Origin of the sequence: uncultured Psychroserpens sp. (assembly GCF_947500255.1) — a bacterium.
Classification (GTDB): Bacteria; Bacteroidota; Bacteroidia; order Flavobacteriales; family Flavobacteriaceae; genus Psychroserpens.
Genome location: NZ_CANMRL010000003.1, coordinates 524,711 through 541,398 on the forward strand (window position 1 = coordinate 524,711; position 16,688 = coordinate 541,398).

Sequence of the window (16,688 nt, forward strand, 5' to 3'; positions counted from 1 at the left end):
ATACATAAAATAGCGTGCAAAAATAACTCAATATTGGAGTATTAGCAAAAATTAAGACGTTAAAATGTCAAATTGCTAAAAATCAAGCCTCGAAATAGTAAATGAAAGAACTAAAACATATTAATAAATATTTCTATAAGTATAGAAGTCGACTTCTATTAGGTATTTTAATAACAATTGGCGCAAAAATATTTGCATTGTTTATGCCTAGATTTATAGGTAAGGCAATTACTGTTATTTCTAAAGCTAATAAAGATGAGATTTCAGAAGTTGTTTTTAGAGAACAATTGACATTAAATATTCTATATATTATTGGTGCTGCCATTATCACTGGAATATTTACATTTTTAATGCGTCAAACCATCATTAATGTGTCACGATATATTGAGTATGATTTAAAAAATGAGATCTATAAACAATACCAAAATCTGTCATTAAATTTTTATAAGGCTAATAGAACTGGTGATTTGATGAATCGAATTAGTGAAGATGTTGGAAAAGTTCGTATGTATTGCGGACCAGCTATCATGTATACTATAAATACTATTACACTGTTTATTGTTGCATTAATCTATATGCTAAGTGTTGCTCCTAAATTGACGCTTTACACTGTATTACCTCTTCCAGTTTTGTCGTTTATCATTTACAAGTTGAGTAGGGTTATTAATAAACGTAGTCGTATTGTTCAAGAATACTTATCACATTTATCTACGTATACACAAGAATCCTTTAGCGGAATTTCGGTAATCAAATCCTATGGTATAGAAAAAGATAATTTTGATGAGTTTAATAAACTCTCAGAAGAGAGCAAACAAAAGCAAATTGATCTCACCAAAGTACAAGCCTTATTTTTCCCTTCTATGATATTGCTCATAGGTGTGAGTAACATTCTAGTCGCCTATATTGGTGGTATGCAATACATTAATGGGGAAATTGAAGAAATAGGAACTATTGCAGAGTTTTTGATCTATGTAAATATGTTAACATGGCCTGTTGCAACTGTAGGTTGGGTGACTAACTTAGTTCAACAAGCTGAAGCCTCTCAAAAACGTATCAATGAGTTTTTAAAACAAGAACCAGAAATCAAAAATAATAATGACACACCATCAGAAATTAATGGAATTATCGATTTCGATAAGGTAACCTACATCTATCCAGATACCAACATTAAAGCTCTTGATGAAGTAAGTTTCTCTCTCAAAAAAGGAGAAACTTTGGCCATACTTGGCAAAACAGGATCTGGAAAATCTACAATTCTAGATTTAATTGGAAGACTTTATGATACTCAAGAAGGTCAAATTTCTATAGATGGCACACCAATAGATCAAATTCATTTAAAAAGTTTGCGCGATCATATTGGATATGTTCCACAGGATGCTTTTTTATTTTCTGATACCATTGAAAACAATATTAAATTTGGGAATGAAGATGCCACTGAACAAGAAATAATCACCGCTGCAAAATATGCCGATGTACACAAAAACATTTTAAACTTTAACGAAGGTTATCAAACAAAATTAGGTGAACGAGGTATTACCTTATCTGGTGGACAAAAGCAACGTATCTCTATTGCGAGAGCTATTATCAAAACTCCAGAAATTATGTTATTTGACGATTGTCTATCGGCTGTCGATACTGAAACTGAAGAAAAAATACTAACCAGTCTTCGTGAAATTTCCCAAGGAAAAACAACTATAATCGTAAGTCACCGTGTATCCTCTGCTAAAGATGCAGATAAAATTATTGTATTAGAAGATGGTAAAATCATTCAAGATGGAACTCACGAATCCTTAGTAAACACAGATGGTTACTATAAAGAGCTTTACTTAAAACAGCTCAGTACAAAAGAATTATAATTTTTGTTGTTTACTAACCTTTTTTTTTAGATTTTTGATGCACAATCAAACAAAAAAATAAAAAAAAATAGCTATGAGTGATCACGGAATGATGGAAAAAGAGGAAATATTTTCAAAAGTATTGCGAGCAGGAAGAAGAACCTACTTTTTTGATGTTCGAGCAACTAAAGCTGGAGATTATTACCTTACCATCACAGAAAGTAAAAAATTTACTAACGACGACGGATCGTTTCACTACAAAAAACACAAAATCTATTTGTATAAAGAAGATTTTTCTGAATTCAATGAGATTTTAAGAGAAATGACCGATTACATAATCGCGGAAAAGGGAGATGAAGTGATTAGTGAACGTCATCAAAAAGATTTTAAGAAAGAAGACTATTCATCAAATACTAATGATGACATAGCTAAAGACGAAGAATCTACTTCAGATTCAGAATCTGCTGAAAAGTTTACAGACATCAATTTTGAAGACATCTAAATCCCATTTTTGTTAAATTATACTAAACCGCTATTCTAAGACTAGCGGTTTTTTTATTTTTATAATCTAATCTAAACCATAATATGAGACTAACTATCCTCCTACTTGTTTTAAGCTACTTCCAGCTTAATGCACAATCAAAACCTGATCTATCATATTACCTTCCGCAAAACACAACATACAACCAAAGTATTCCAACACCTGAATCTGTCATAGGTCACCAAGTTGGAGAATGGCATATTACGCATGATAAGTTGGTGCAGTATATGCGTGCTCTAGCAGCTGCATCTGATAGAATTAGTATTGAAGATAGAGGAACAACATTTGAAGGTCGACCGCTGCTTCTACTAACAATAACATCACCTACAAATCACAACAATCTTGAAACAATTAGACAAACGCATATAGCATCTACCGAAAACAATACCGTAGACACCAATAACATGCCAATTGTTATTTATCAAGGCTTTTCAATTCATGGAAATGAAGCTAGTGGTTCTAATGCCTCAATGCTAGCTGCTTACCATTTAGCTGCTGCACAAAGTAATGATGTTAAAGACCTATTGGACAATGCTGTTATTTTATTTGACCCTTCGTTGAATCCTGATGGACTGCAACGTTTTGCTTATTGGGCAAATACTAATAAAAGCAACAACTTAAATCCAGACCCAAACGATAGAGAATATCGTGAAGTGTGGCCAGGTGGACGAACTAATCACTACTGGTTTGACATGAATCGGGATTGGTTGCCTGTTCAGTTGCCAGAATCTCGTGCACGAATAGCGAGTTTCCATAAATGGTTACCAAATATTCTAACCGATCATCATGAAATGGGAACCAATGCCAGTTTCTTTTTCCAACCCGGAATTCCGTCACGTACACATCCTTTGACACCAAAATTAAACCAAGAGTTGACAAAGAGTATAGGTAATTATCATGCCAAAGCGTTTGATAAAATAGGGTCACTGTATTACACCGAAGAAAGCTTTGACGATTTTTACTACGGAAAAGGATCAACCTTCCCAGATATAAATGGAGGTATTGGAATCTTATTTGAACAAGCCAGTTCTCGTGGGCATATCCAAGAAAGTGCAAACGGTATATTAACCTTTCCTTTTACAATCAGAAATCAATTTACAGCTGCTTTATCTACACTCGAAGCAGGAAAAAACATGAGGCAAGAAATACTTCAATACCAGCATGATTTTTATAAAAATGCAAGAAAAGAAGCGTCTAAAGAAAATGGAAAAGGAATCGTTTTTGGAGACGAAAAGGATGCTGCTAAAACCTATCATCTCGCCGAAATATTGAAACGTCACAGAATTGATTTTCACGAGATTAAAAGTGATTTCACGACTAATGGTAAACGCTTCAAAAAAGGCTACGCCTATATCATTCCGAAGAATCAAAAAAATACACGCTTGATTAACGCAATGTTTGAAAAACGCACCAAATTTCAAGATAGTTTGTTTTACGATGTTTCTGCTTGGACATTTCCACTCGCATTTGGATTGGATTATGCTGAAGGGATTTCTACTTCAAACGCAGGAGCTAAAGTAGAAAAACTTAGCATGCGCTCTGGTGTTGTTTCAGCAAAAAGCAACTACGCTTACCTCATGGAATGGCATGAATATTATTCGCCAAAGGCCTTAAACAAAATTTTAGAAAGTGGGCTACGTGCTAAAGTAGGTATGAAGCAATTTTCAATGAATGGAAAAACCTATGATTACGGAACCATATTAATTCCTATTCAAAATCAAAAGAAGTCCGCCGATCAACTTTACAGCTTCCTTCAAAAAGTTGCTGCAGACTGCCATATTAATATTGATGCTGTTAATACAGGATTAACTGAAGGTATAGACTTGGGAAGTAATCAATTTAGAGCATTAACACAACCTAAAGTCGCTATCATTGTTGGTGATGGTATTCGCAGTTATGATGCCGGTGAAATATGGCATTTATTTGATCAACGTTACGACATGCGCTTGACCAAACTCGATACAAGATCATTAAGTCGTGTGAACCTTAGTAGATACAATACAATCATTTTACCAAGTGGTTCGGTGAGTGCTACTAAACAATTAAAGGAATGGGTTCAAAATGGCGGTACACTCATTGGATACCGAAGCGCCTTAAACTGGTTAAAGCGAAATGAGTTTATTAAATTGGATTTTAAAAAAATGGAACGCCAAGCTACAGATATTTCTTTTGAACAACGCGGTAATTTTAATGGCGCTCAGGTAGTTGGAGGTGCAATTTTTGAAGCTGAACAAGATCGTTCTCATCCAATAAATTTTGGATATAAAAATGATAGAATAGCATTATTTAGAAATAACACTATGTTTATGAAAGCTGATAAACAGAGTTATAATAATCCGATAAGATACACTAAAACACCTTTATTAAGTGGTTATATCTCGAAACCTAACTTAGATAGTTTATCATTGACCGTTCCGTTTAAAGTTAATCGATTAGGCGGTGGTAATGTTGTTGTGTTTACAGATAATACTAATTTTAGAGCATTTTGGTACGGCACAAATAAACTTATGATGAATGCCATATTCTTTAGAGAAGAACTATAGCTTAACTGAAAGTAAAGCCAGAATAGTTACAATGATAACATATAATAACGCTATTTGAAACTGAAATACTAAAGATAGTATCAACATAACGACTAGAATAAAAATTGGTACTAAGGATATTGCGATAGCAAACCGGAACGTAGAAGTAAACTCAATTTCAGTAATTTTTGGCTGAGCTATCTTTTTCCAGATTATATATGGTATAAAGAGACTAATAATCAATAATATCTTAGATAAACGCTTTATTAGATTTGGTTTTACAGTCTCAACCTTGATACAAGTTTTAAAATCACTTTTAATACATCTATTGACATCCTCAGGCTTAGTGAAGTCAACATTTAAATCTTCAAGCACTTTTAGTGTTGTCTCGTAATTTTCACTAGGAATATGTGTAGTAAGCTGGGTTAGTTGTTCAAAAATAATGGCCTTGAGTTCTAAAACATTTTTGCTTTTTTCTGTAATAATACCAGAATCGATTTCTATGATATTTCCGAAGTTAATCAAGGTAGAATCTGCAAATTGGGTGGCATTCTGAAAATTTAATCCAACAGGAATTAAATGAATTTTCGTGTTAGGATACTGCTCTAATGTTTCAAAAATAATACGTGTAAATCCCTTGCTTAAAGGCCGGACAGTTCGTTTTAGATTATGACTACCCTCAGGAAAAATAACAATAGCATGTTTATTACTTAGCAATTTAGAGCTCTTTGAAAACACCGAATTGTTCTTAGTCAAATTAGACCAACCGTCTCTAATACGATATACAGGAAGCATCAACAAGCTTTTTAATATCGCACTCACTATTGGTTTATTAAACACACTTGCTCGTGTTAAAAAATATGAGAATCGACCATTCTTAGTGGCAATAAGCAAGGCATCTAACAACGCATTTTGATGATTCCCCAAAAACAAAACAGCCTCATTTTTTGGGATACGATCAGCATACTTCACTTCTATTTTCTTAAAATAAAAAAAGAGGCCTAAACGCAAATATGCTCTTATACTATATAACCATAATTGCCTCACGCTTTAACAACTTTAGAAGGTTTATAACTCCAAAAAAATGAAATTGCTAATCCTGAGATGATATGCCAAATACCCCAAAAAGCAGCCATTATTGCCATTCCTCCCAATCCATCAAAAAATGTAAAAATGAGTAGCAATCCTAAACCAGAATTTTGAATACCAGTTTCAATGGCTAATGTTTTTTGATCCTGAAAAGACAACTTAAACACTTTAGCTGTAAAGAACCCAAGTAATATAGCTAAGAAATTATGAGCAATTCCAATAAATAACACATAGTGAATATAAGTATTGAACACATCCACATTTTTAGAAAAGGCAATAACAACAATACTTACGAAAACAACAATGGAAATTGGTTTCAAAAGTTTAGAGAGTTTATCAGCTATAGCTTTGTTCTTATGCCTCACAAACATTCCTATTAACAATGGAACCCCTAAAATTAGCAGGACTAGTTTTACAAGTTCAAAAGGTTGTAATTCTACACTTTTGAGCAATTGTGCTGTAGGCTCATATAAATTTCCATATAGCTGAAAGTTTATAGGCGTAACTACCATTGCTAGTAAGGTTCCAAAAGCTGTCAAACTCACAGATAAAGCTGTATTTCCATTGGCTAAATGTGTCATGAAGTTAGAAATATTTCCGCCAGGACATGCCGCAACCATAATCATTCCGAGCGCTATACTCGGCTGCGGCTTAACAAGTATGATAACTAAAAAAGTAAGTAAAGGTAATAGTACAAACTGCGCTAAAACACCAACCAATACTAGTTTAGGTTGTTTGAATAAAGACTTAAAATCATGTACTGAAATCCCTAAAGCCACACCAAACATGACAATCGCCAATGCAATGTTCAATACCCAAAGTCCGTTACTATCAAAGTTAATTTTTACGTTATCTAATTGCTCCATATATTATGACACTGTTGATCCGTTTTTTACTTTATTTTGCGGATTTAAAAGTATCACATCCTTTCCATCTACAGCACCAAGCACCAGACATTCGCTCATAAACTTTGCGATTTGCTTTTTTGGGAAATTCACCACAGCAACAATTTGTTTATGTAATAGATCCTCCTTTTTATAACGTATAGTTATTTGGGCCGAAGACGTCTTAACTCCCAAATCTCCAAAATCGATCTTAAGTTGATATGCTGGATGATGAGCTTCAGGAAAATCATTCACCTCAACAATGGTCCCAATGCGCAAATCCACCTTTGTAAAGTCTTCGAAAGTTATTATATTATCCATTCCTTAAACATACAAATTAATCTTAACATTTACATTATGGCATTAACACCTTCAAACATGTTGCCTTTAGGTACAATAGCACCAAATTTTGAATTGGTAAATACAGTTGATAATACATCAGTCACATTAGAAAGGGCTAAAGGCCTTAATGGCACAGTTATCATGTTTATCTGTAACCATTGTCCGTTTGTAAAGCACGTTAATGAAGAATTATCAAAACTAGCGAAAGATTACATTTCAAAAGGCATAAACTGTATAGCTATATCAAGCAACGACATTGATAACTATCCAGAAGATGCACCACATTTGATGACTCAAAATGCTATTGAACACGACTTCATCTTTCCATATCTATACGATCAAACTCAACAAGTTGCCAAAGCTTATGATGCGGCTTGTACTCCAGATTTTTATGTTTTCAACAATAATCTAAAACTAGTATATAGAGGTCAGCTTGATGATTCAAGACCTGGTAATGGAAAACCAGTAACTGGAAAAGATTTGAGAAACACATTAGATCTCTTACTTGAGAATCGTCCCATTTCCGAAGTACAAAAACCAAGTATTGGCTGTAATATCAAATGGAAATAGACTGCCTTTTGCCAATCTTACGTTAAAGAAAAACTAAAAACAACTCTTGCGCTAATAGACTTCATTATATTTGGTTTTAGCTAACTATTTTATAATGAAAACAAGATTACATTTATTCTTATTATTACTCTTTTCTTCATCGCTAATCATAGCGCAACAACCGAAAAAACCTACTGCTTCTGACATTCACGAATCTATAAAAAAACTCAATTTTTTAGGATCAGTATTATATGTTGCTGCACATCCAGATGATGAAAACACACGTTTAATTTCTTACATGTCTAATGAAGTTAAAGCCAGAACAGCCTATTTATCATTAACACGTGGTGATGGAGGTCAAAACCTTATTGGCCCAGAAATTAGAGAGCTTTTAGGAGTCATTAGAACGCAAGAACTTCTAGCCGCTCGACGCACAGATGGTGGTGAGCAATTATTTACAAGAGCTAATGATTTTGGATACTCAAAACATCCAGATGAAACGCTAGCTATATGGAATAAAGAACAGGTACTAAATGATGTTGTACTAGCTATTAGAAAATTTAAACCTGATGTGATCATCAATCGTTTCAATCACAGAACTCCAGGAACTACACATGGCCATCATACGAGTTCGGCTATGTTAAGTATTGAGGCTTTTGATCTAGTTGGTGATAAAAATGCTTATACAAATCAATTATCAACGGTGAATACATGGCAGCCTAAGCGCTTGTTTTTTAATACTGGATGGTGGTTCTACGGAAGTCGTGAGAACTTTGAAAAAGCAGATAAAAGTGATTTAATACAAGTTGATACTGGTGTTTATTTTCCTAGTAACGGATTAAGTAATCCTGAAATTGCTGCACTAAGTAGAAGTCAGCATAAATCTCAAGGCTTTGGAAGTACTGGACGTCGTGGTTCACAAATTGAATACATAGAATTAATAAAAGGTGATTTACCTACAGATAAAAGTAATTTATTTGAAGGTATTGATACTTCATGGAATAGAATTGAAGGTGGTAAAGCAATCGGAGAGATTTTATATGCTGTTCAAAACAATTTCGATTTTAAGAACCCTTCTGCATCAATACCACAATTAGCTAGAGCTTATAATGCAATACAAGGTCTAAAAGACACACACTGGAAAACACTAAAAACCAAGGAAATTAAAGACATTATTGCTGCATGTGCTGGATTATATCTTGAAGCTACTGCAAACACTAATCACACTACAGCAGGAGCAACAGTGAATTTAAATCTTGAGGTCATCAACAGAAGTAATGCCAATATCACACTATTAAATATTACAGATCCTAATGGATTAATGATAGATAAGAATTTAAAATTAGACAATAATACAGGTTTTGATTTCAAGGAAACATTAGAGATCAGTGACAGTCAAATTGTTTCTACACCATATTGGCTTACTAAAAAAGGAAGCTTAGGAATGTACATGGTTGAAGACAAAAACCTCATTGGAAAACCTGAAACACCAAGAGCATTAAATGTAACCTTTAATCTCAATATCGAAAATGTAGCAATTCCATTTACTAAACCTATCGTCTACAAAACCAATGACCCTGTAAAAGGCGAGGTCTACAAACCATTTGAAATCATTCCTGAAGCCTCAGCAAAGATTTCAGAGAAAGTAATTATTCTAGATACCGATAAGCAACGAGACATAGAAGTTATTGTTAAAGCTGGACGAGACAGTTTAGAAGGTTTTGTGCAAATAGCTTATCCAAATAATTGGAGTGTTTATCCAGAAAAACAAAAAGTAAGCATTGCCAACAAAGGTCAAGAACAGCGTCTCGTATTTACGGTGATTCCTCCTAAAGAACAAAGTGAAGGTCTATTAACACCTATGGTGCATATTGGAAATAAGACTTACACTAAAGAACTTATTGAAATTGATTACGACCATATCCCGTTTCAAACTATTTTACTTCCTAGTGAGAGTAAAATTGTACGATTAGATATTCAAAAACGGGGAGAAAGCATTGGTTATATTGAAGGTGCTGGTGATGTTGTTCCAGAAAGTTTAAGACAGATAGGTTATAATGTTGCCATTTTAAAACCAGACGACATTACTGAAGATAATTTAAAGCGTTTTGATGCTATAGTTGTTGGAATTAGAGCTTATAATACAGTTGAAGCCTTAAATTTTAAACAACAAATCCTATTTGACTATGTTGCTCAAGGCGGAAATATGATTGTTCAATACAATACGCGACATCGTGTAAAAGTTGATCAAATTGCACCTTTCGATCTTAAATTATCACGAGATAGAGTGACTGATGAAAATGCTAACGTTAAACTACTTGCAACAGATCATGAAGTATTAAACTTTCCAAATAAAATTACCTCAAAAGACTTTGATGGTTGGACCCAAGAACGAGGGCTCTATTTTCCAAATGAATGGTCAAGTGAGTTTACACCTATCCTATCTATGAGTGATAATGGTGAAACTCAAAAAACAGGAAGTTTGCTTGTTGCTGCTCATGGAAAAGGACATTACGTTTATACAGGACTTAGCTTCTTTAGAGAGTTTCCTGCAGGTGTTTCGGGTGCATATCGCTTATTCGCAAATATGTTGTCTTTAGGAAAAAACAATATCAATACTGATAAAAAATTTAACGATTAAATATGGATCACAAGTCACCACAAAAGCAACCTTGGCTTAAATCATATACACTTGTCCTTGTTGCAAATTTTATTTACATCGTTTTGTTCTACCTCTTAATGAAAGTCTTTTAAATTATGCAGAAATTAGATTGGATAGATTGGTTAGTATTGATCATTACTTTATTAACTATAGTGGGCTATGGTACTTGGAAGACCAGAGGTAGTAAAAACGTTCAAGATTATGTACGTGGCGGAAACACCTCAAAATGGTGGACGATAGGGTTATCTGTAATGGCTACTCAAGCTAGTGCAATAACATTTTTATCTACAACTGGTCAAGCGTTTTCTGATGGAATGGGATTTGTACAATTCTACTTTGGATTACCTATTGCAATGGTAATTATTTGTCTTGTTTTTATTCCATTGTATCATCGCTTAAAGGTATATACAGCTTATGAGTTTTTAGAAAATCGATTTGATTTAAAAACTAGAAGTCTTACTGCAATTCTCTTTTTAGTTCAGAGAGGCTTAGCTGCAGGAATTACGATTTTTGCTCCAGCTATAATTTTATCGGTTGTTTTAGGATGGAACATTATAACCCTTAACATCATTATTGGTGTTCTGGTTATCATTTATACAGTATCTGGTGGTACCAAAGCTGTTACAGTAACTCAAAAGCAACAAATGTTTGTCATTTTTGCAGGAATGTTAGCAGCTCTATTTATCATTCTAAATTTAATTCCTAAAGACGTTTCTTTTACTAGTGCATTAGATATTGCTGGAGCTAGTGGTCGTATGGAAGTTTTAGACTTTTCATTTGATTTAGAAAATAGATATACTGTTTGGACAGGTTTAATTGGAGGTACATTCTTAATGCTATCTTATTTTGGTACAGATCAAAGTCAAGTGCAACGTTACCTTTCTGGAAAATCTATGAAAGAAATGCAAATGGGGCTTATTTTTAATGGTCTATTAAAAGTTCCTATGCAGTTTTTTATATTATTAGTGGGCGTTATGGTATTTGTGTTTTATCAGTTTAATCAGGCGCCTTTAAATTTTATTGATTCCTCTACAGAAACGGTTTTAGCCTCTCAATATTCCGAAGACTATAAACAGCTCCAACTAAAACAAAATAACGTATTTGAGAAGAAAAAAGAATTGAGTATTGCCCTATCAAAAAATGAAAATGACGGAAAACTCAAGAAAGAGCTATTCTACCTAGATAGTATTGAAAAAAGTAATCGACTAGAATCTAAATACTTAATAAAGCGAGCGATTGATACAGCTTATGCCAACAAGTATGATCAACTAAGTTTAGAGTTAAGCCAGTTAAATAAAGACAACAACTTATATTCTGGTAAAAAAGCAGAACTAACTGAACTTTATAAGGCTTCGGCAAAAGACACAAAAACGAATGATAGAGATTACATGTTCATTACCTTTATTTTAAAGTATTTACCTAAAGGACTCATTGGTTTATTACTTGCAGTTATCTTATCTGCAGCAATGTCTTCAACAGCATCTGAGGTTAATGCTCTTGCTACTATCACATCTATAGATTTATATAGTAGAAATTTGAAAGAAGAGAAAGACGAAGCTCATATGGTAAAAGCTACTAAATTCTTCACATTAATTTGGGGACTTGTAGCCATTATAATTGCTTGTTTTGCTAATCTTGCCGAAAATTTAATTCAACTGGTAAATATTATAGGCTCCATTTTCTATGGCAATGTTTTGGGTATTTTTCTATTAGCTTTCTTTTTTAAGTTTGTAAAAGCCAATGCCGTTTTTACCGCTGCCATAATTACCCAAGTAATAGTTATTATTGGTTGGTGGTTTGATTGGATGCCGTATCTATGGCTTAATCTATTTGGATGTATATTAGTGATGCTAATTGCATTTGTTGCTCAACTATCTTCGCCAAACAAAACATCATAACATAAAAAAAGCACAGCAATTAAGCTGTGCTTTTTTATGTTATAAATACTATTTGATTACATAGCTCCCCATTCTTTAAGAGATTCCATGTTTTGCTTTACATAGTTTTGGTTACCAGCTTCTTTTGCAGCAGCCATAGATTCTTTAGCTAATTTGATAGCGCCATTCTTATCTCCGGCAGCAGCATAAATTAACGACTGTTGTCTTACTTGCCAAAATCCAGGTTTCTCGATCATAGACATCGCTTTATCAATCCACTTTTTAGCCTTATTCACATCTTTTCCTGCATTTAAATAATATACAGCTGATGCATAATAATCATTTGCACTTGGTCCAGCCATTACTTTATCAATTGCAGCAGAAACCGTTTTATCTGTAGGTACTGTAAAAGGAATGCCAACATATGACTTTTCCCAGATGATATCAATAGTTCCTCCTGTAGCAGAAATATTATTAATATCGATTGTCATCGTTTCTACATTAAATGGAATAGCATTCACATCTACTTTTGCAGTTGCAGCAACTTTACTGTCGTCCCAATTTCTTGGTGTTCCCCAATTATTAGTATCACTATAGAACATAACATCCCATTGCGTAGCTGAGTTTAATTTAGTGAACATCGCATAAGAACCTGCCTTTACATCTTGACCAGCAATTGTTACATCATCGCTAAATGTAATAATAGTATTCTTGTTAGCTCCTGTTCTCCAAACACCTCCAAAAGGTTCTAAATCTCCAAATATTGTTCTTCCTTTAACACTCGGACGAGAATATTCGATAGTAATATCAGTAAGGCCTACCTTCTGCTCCACCTTTGAAAATGGACTAGGTTGAGGCGTTTCAATTTGTGCATAAGTCGTGAAAGTCATAGCAAACACTGCACATGCTAGAAATAATTTTTTCATTTGTATTAGTATTTAATGATTAGTTTTAAATTTCACGTAAATTTACAAACAAGCTAAGCCTTTGTTTGTTAAGAAAACCTTAAATTAAAAACGGGTTCTTTGAGTATTTAATCATATGAAAAAATATTACGCTGAAATCATCGGAACTTTCGCTATGGTATTTTGCGGTTGTGGTGCTATGACCGTAAACGAAATTACCAATGGAAGTATTTCACATGTTGGAGTTGCTATAACTTGGGGATTAATAGTCATGAGTATGATCTATGCCTTTGGAGAAATATCGGGAGCTCATTTTAATCCTGCTGTTACCTTTGGGTTTGCTTATGCAAAAAAATTCCCTTGGAATGAAGTTCCCAAATATATTCTAGCTCAAGCCATTGGTGCTTTTCTTGCTTGTTTTATTCTTTGGTTCTTATTTCCCGAAAGTGAAACATTAGGTAGTACATTACCCGCCGAAAATTTCGAAGCATACAAAGCATTTGTACTAGAAATATTACTCACGTTCTTCTTGATGGTTGTGATCATAAATGTATCAACGGGAAGCAAAGAAATTGGTACTATGGCAGCTATAGCAGTAGGAAGTGTGATTTTATTAGAAGCTATGTTTGCAGGACCTATGACCAAAGCATCCATGAACCCAATACGTTCGCTAGCACCAGCTGTAGTATCTGGAAACTTACAACACCTGTGGTTATACCTTACAGCACCTTTTGTTGGAGCCTTTCTAGCTGTTGTGAGTTGCGCTCTTGTAAAAGATAAGAATTGCTGCTGAACTCTTACTTCTTATAATGTCTTGTTAAATTATGTTTAACTTTTAATTTTAATGATTAAACATTTTGTATCTTTACAGTACAATTTAACAGTCATGGCAAAAAAGAAAACTATTACAAACAACGACATCATTTCGATGTATATGGACTATGTTTTAGAGCATAATCAACAACCCAATACAGTATATGCCTTTGCTAAGGCCAATAACTTCGAAGAACAAAAATTCTATGATCACTTTGGATCTTTTGAAGCATTGGAAAAAGATGTATTTAATGCATTCTTTCACAATACGATTAAAGTTTTAGAAAAAAGTGAAGACTATCAAACCTTTGATTCACGACACAAGCTATTGAGCTTTTATTTTACCTTCTTTGAAAATCTTACGGCTAATAGAAGCTATGTAAAATACGCCTTAGATCGTCATAAGAATAGTCTTATAGGCTTGAGCTTACTTTCTGAATTAAAGGGCTCTTTTACAAATTATATTGAACATCTTGGAATTGAACTTATCGAAATTAAACAAGAGCAAATTGATCGGATTCAACGTCGCGGACTTAAAGAATCTGCTTGGCTGCAACTACTGCTAACTATGAAATTTTGGATTGATGACACTTCTGCTGGTTTTGAAAAAACAGATATTTTTATAGAGAAATCTGTAAATACAAGTTTTGATGTCTTAGACATTGCTCCAATCAAAAGCTTAATAGACTTTGGGAAATTTATTTTCAAAGAAAAAATTCACATGAACTAATCTGCTCTCTATGAAAACTATAGACAAAATACCTACATCTAAAATACAACGAGCAACAAAACTAGTATCAACAGGTGCAAAAGTTGGCGTTAATTATCTAAAATACTATGGAGATAAGCTAACAAAATCTGAAACTGAAGCCAAAGAACGACTCAATCAAAACAATGCAGAAGATATTTATGATGGTTTAAAACAACTCAAAGGAAGTGCACTTAAAGTAGCGCAAATGCTAAGTATGGAAAAAAGCATTTTACCTCAAGCTTATGTTGAAAAATTTTCATTGGCTCAATTTTCAGTACCACCATTATCACCTCCATTAGTATTAAAGACATTTAAAAAATACTTTGGTAAACTACCAAATGACATATATGATACCTTTAACGCAACTTCTGTTAACGCTGCAAGTATAGGACAAGTCCATGTTGCAGAAAAAAATGGGAAAAAACTTGCTGTGAAAATCCAATATCCAGGAGTTGCTGAAAGTATCGCCTCAGATCTTGCAATGGTTAAACCCATAGCCATGAGTATGTTCAACATTAAAGGAAAAGATTCTGATAAGTACTTTAAAGAAGTTGAAGGTAAATTAATTGAAGAAACAAATTATATATTGGAAGTTGAGCAAAGTAAAGAAATTGCTCAAAAATGCGCTCATATACCAAATCTTTTGTTTCCTCAATACTATGAAGATCTATCCTCTGAACGTATTATTACCATGGATTATATGATTGGTGAGCACCTTTCAGAATTTTCAGCTTATAATACAAACCAAGAGTTTTCCAATCAATTAGGTCAAGCACTTTGGGACTTTTACATGTTCCAAATTCATAAGTTAAAGAAAGTACATGCCGACCCTCATCCTGGAAATTTCTTGGTGTCTAAGGACGGACAACTTATTGTTCTTGATTTTGGCTGTATGAAATCTATTCCTGAAGAGTTTTATGTTCCTTATTTTGAACTAGCCGAAAGAGAGAACATTAATAACCGTGAGTACTTTGTTGAGAAATTATATCAACTCGAAATATTGAGAACAGATGATAGTCCTAAAGAAATAGCCTTCTTTACAGAGATGTTTCATGAAATGCTAAGTTTATTTACACAACCGTTTCACTCAGAAATTTTCGATTTCTCAGATGGCGAATTCTTCGGAAAAATTGCCGAATTAGGTGAGCGTTATTCAAAAAGTACCGAATTAAGAAAAATGAATGGTAATCGCGGATCTAAACATTTTATTTATATCAATAGAACATTCTTTGGTTTATACAATCTTATGTTTGACTTAAAAGCTAAGAACATAAAAATCAACAACTTCAATACTTTGTAATGACATACATTAGTAATGAGCAACTCGATAATTTTCATCATATATACCGAATCAATCTAATTAACAGTTGTTCAGGTTATAAGTCTGCAAATTTATTAGGTTCATCATCTGCTAATGGTATTGAAAATGTTGCAGTGTTTAGTTCTGTGACACATATTGGTTCAAATCCTCCAATGCTCGGTTTTTTCTTGAGGCCAACCACAGTCATGAGAAACACCTATGAAAACCTAAAAGCGTCAGGATACTATACTATAAATCACATTCACGAATCTATCCTAGAGGACGCACACCATACCTCAGCCAAATACGATGTAGATATTTCAGAATTTGACAAAACGAGTCTCATTTCAGAATATAAAAATGAATTTCAAGCACCATTTGTGAAAAATGCTCCCATACAATTAGCAATGCAATATGTTGAAGAATATGAAATTAAAGCCAATGACACTATTCTTGTCATAGGGAAAATAGTAGGCTTATATATTAATGATAACATATTGGAAGATGACGGTTTTATAAACTTATCTAAAGCTAAGGTAGCAGCTATAAATGGCTTAGATGGTTATGCTGTGCCAGAACTAAAAACACGTTTTGGGTATCAACGACCAAAATTATAAC

The 16,688-nt window shown here is 33.6% G+C and carries 14 protein-coding genes; 10 read left to right on the forward strand and 4 right to left on the reverse strand.

What is annotated here, in order from left to right; translation table 11 throughout:
* Nucleotides 1-101 precede the first annotated feature (101 nt).
* From Q0783_RS11850 to Q0783_RS11860, 3 genes are all read left to right on the forward strand, one after another.
* Nucleotides 102-1,856, forward strand: coding sequence for an ABC transporter ATP-binding protein (locus Q0783_RS11850; protein ID WP_298895394.1), 1,755 nt, complete (start codon nt 102-104; stop codon nt 1,854-1,856).
* A gap of 73 nt (nt 1,857-1,929) precedes the next feature.
* Entirely contained in the window at nt 1,930-2,337 is a 408-nt protein-coding gene (locus tag Q0783_RS11855; protein ID WP_230936029.1) for a PUR family DNA/RNA-binding protein, read from the forward strand.
* An 83-nt stretch (nt 2,338-2,420) separates the two neighbouring features.
* Nucleotides 2,421-4,919, forward strand: coding sequence for a M14 family metallopeptidase (locus Q0783_RS11860; protein ID WP_298895397.1), 2,499 nt, complete (start codon nt 2,421-2,423; stop codon nt 4,917-4,919).
* Here the strand turns inward: Q0783_RS11860 and Q0783_RS11865 are convergent.
* The 3 genes from Q0783_RS11865 to Q0783_RS11875 are packed head-to-tail and all read right to left on the reverse strand — an operon-like array spanning nt 4,914 to nt 7,192.
* Nucleotides 4,914-5,945: a 1-acyl-sn-glycerol-3-phosphate acyltransferase gene (locus Q0783_RS11865; RefSeq protein WP_298895399.1), complete on the reverse strand. Its 1,032-nt coding sequence runs from the start codon at nt 5,943-5,945 to the stop codon at nt 4,914-4,916. The two genes, Q0783_RS11860 and Q0783_RS11865, sit on opposite strands and share 6 nt — an antisense overlap.
* Nucleotides 5,942-6,853 carry a bile acid:sodium symporter family protein gene (locus Q0783_RS11870; protein WP_298895401.1) on the reverse strand — a complete coding sequence of 304 codons (912 nt, stop codon included), beginning with the start codon at nt 6,851-6,853 and terminating at the stop codon, nt 5,942-5,944. The genes Q0783_RS11865 and Q0783_RS11870 overlap by 4 nt, the downstream gene beginning before the upstream one ends.
* Nucleotides 6,854-6,856: 3 nt before the next feature.
* Nucleotides 6,857-7,192 carry a tRNA-binding protein gene (locus tag Q0783_RS11875; protein ID WP_298895403.1) on the reverse strand — a complete coding sequence of 112 codons (336 nt, stop codon included), beginning with the start codon at nt 7,190-7,192 and terminating at the stop codon, nt 6,857-6,859.
* 36 nt (nt 7,193-7,228) lie between these two features.
* Here Q0783_RS11875 and Q0783_RS11880 point away from each other — a divergent pair, with 36 nt between their 5' ends.
* From Q0783_RS11880 to Q0783_RS11890, 3 genes are all read left to right on the forward strand, one after another.
* Nucleotides 7,229-7,783 (forward strand): thioredoxin family protein, encoded by a 555-nt coding sequence (locus tag Q0783_RS11880; protein ID WP_298895406.1) that lies wholly within the window; start codon nt 7,229-7,231, stop codon nt 7,781-7,783.
* 94 nt (nt 7,784-7,877) lie between these two features.
* Nucleotides 7,878-10,403, forward strand: coding sequence for a PIG-L family deacetylase (locus Q0783_RS11885; protein WP_298895408.1), 2,526 nt, complete (start codon nt 7,878-7,880; stop codon nt 10,401-10,403).
* Between the two features lie 116 nt (nt 10,404-10,519).
* Complete coding sequence (locus Q0783_RS11890; protein WP_298895410.1) at nt 10,520-12,322, forward strand: sodium:solute symporter; 1,803 nt, start codon at nt 10,520-10,522, stop codon at nt 12,320-12,322.
* Nucleotides 12,323-12,378: 56 nt separating this feature from the next.
* Here the strand turns inward: Q0783_RS11890 and Q0783_RS11895 are convergent, their stop codons facing one another.
* Nucleotides 12,379-13,227 (reverse strand): DUF2911 domain-containing protein, encoded by an 849-nt coding sequence (locus Q0783_RS11895; protein ID WP_298895412.1) that lies wholly within the window; start codon nt 13,225-13,227, stop codon nt 12,379-12,381.
* 115 nt (nt 13,228-13,342) lie between these two features.
* On the opposite strand from Q0783_RS11895, the gene Q0783_RS11900 reads away from it, so the two are divergent.
* From Q0783_RS11900 to Q0783_RS11915, 4 genes are all read left to right on the forward strand, one after another.
* Complete coding sequence (locus Q0783_RS11900) at nt 13,343-13,999, forward strand: aquaporin (protein ID WP_298895414.1); 657 nt, start codon at nt 13,343-13,345, stop codon at nt 13,997-13,999.
* Between the two features lie 93 nt (nt 14,000-14,092).
* The gene (locus Q0783_RS11905; protein WP_298895416.1) at nt 14,093-14,749 is read left to right on the forward strand and encodes a TetR family transcriptional regulator C-terminal domain-containing protein; all 657 of its coding nucleotides are present in this window, start codon (nt 14,093-14,095) and stop codon (nt 14,747-14,749) included.
* Between the two features lie 10 nt (nt 14,750-14,759).
* Nucleotides 14,760-16,070: an AarF/UbiB family protein gene (locus tag Q0783_RS11910; protein WP_298895418.1), complete on the forward strand. Its 1,311-nt coding sequence runs from the start codon at nt 14,760-14,762 to the stop codon at nt 16,068-16,070.
* On the forward strand, nt 16,070-16,687 hold the full coding sequence (locus tag Q0783_RS11915; protein WP_298895419.1) for a flavin reductase family protein: 618 nt from the start codon (nt 16,070-16,072) through the stop codon (nt 16,685-16,687). The genes Q0783_RS11910 and Q0783_RS11915 overlap by 1 nt, the downstream gene beginning before the upstream one ends.
* Nucleotide 16,688 lies beyond the last annotated feature (1 nt).

What these genes read in the sequence shown, in the direction of transcription:
- Q0783_RS11905 (WP_298895416.1), top strand. Translation starts at nt 14,093, where the DNA reads ATGGCAAAAAAGAAAACTATTACAAACAACGACATCATTTCGATGTAT.
- Q0783_RS11880 (WP_298895406.1), top strand. Translation starts at nt 7,229, where the DNA reads ATGGCATTAACACCTTCAAACATGTTGCCTTTAGGTACAATAGCACCA.
- Q0783_RS11875 (WP_298895403.1), bottom strand. Translation starts at nt 7,192, where the DNA reads ATGGATAATATAATAACTTTCGAAGACTTTACAAAGGTGGATTTGCGC.
- Q0783_RS11910 (WP_298895418.1), top strand. Translation starts at nt 14,760, where the DNA reads ATGAAAACTATAGACAAAATACCTACATCTAAAATACAACGAGCAACA.
- Q0783_RS11850 (WP_298895394.1), top strand. Translation starts at nt 102, where the DNA reads ATGAAAGAACTAAAACATATTAATAAATATTTCTATAAGTATAGAAGT.
- Q0783_RS11895 (WP_298895412.1), bottom strand. Translation starts at nt 13,227, where the DNA reads ATGAAAAAATTATTTCTAGCATGTGCAGTGTTTGCTATGACTTTCACG.
- Q0783_RS11885 (WP_298895408.1), top strand. Translation starts at nt 7,878, where the DNA reads ATGAAAACAAGATTACATTTATTCTTATTATTACTCTTTTCTTCATCG.
- Q0783_RS11855 (WP_230936029.1), top strand. Translation starts at nt 1,930, where the DNA reads ATGAGTGATCACGGAATGATGGAAAAAGAGGAAATATTTTCAAAAGTA.
- Q0783_RS11860 (WP_298895397.1), top strand. Translation starts at nt 2,421, where the DNA reads ATGAGACTAACTATCCTCCTACTTGTTTTAAGCTACTTCCAGCTTAAT.
- Q0783_RS11870 (WP_298895401.1), bottom strand. Translation starts at nt 6,853, where the DNA reads ATGGAGCAATTAGATAACGTAAAAATTAACTTTGATAGTAACGGACTT.
- Q0783_RS11890 (WP_298895410.1), top strand. Translation starts at nt 10,520, where the DNA reads ATGCAGAAATTAGATTGGATAGATTGGTTAGTATTGATCATTACTTTA.
- Q0783_RS11915 (WP_298895419.1), top strand. Translation starts at nt 16,070, where the DNA reads ATGACATACATTAGTAATGAGCAACTCGATAATTTTCATCATATATAC.
- Q0783_RS11900 (WP_298895414.1), top strand. Translation starts at nt 13,343, where the DNA reads ATGAAAAAATATTACGCTGAAATCATCGGAACTTTCGCTATGGTATTT.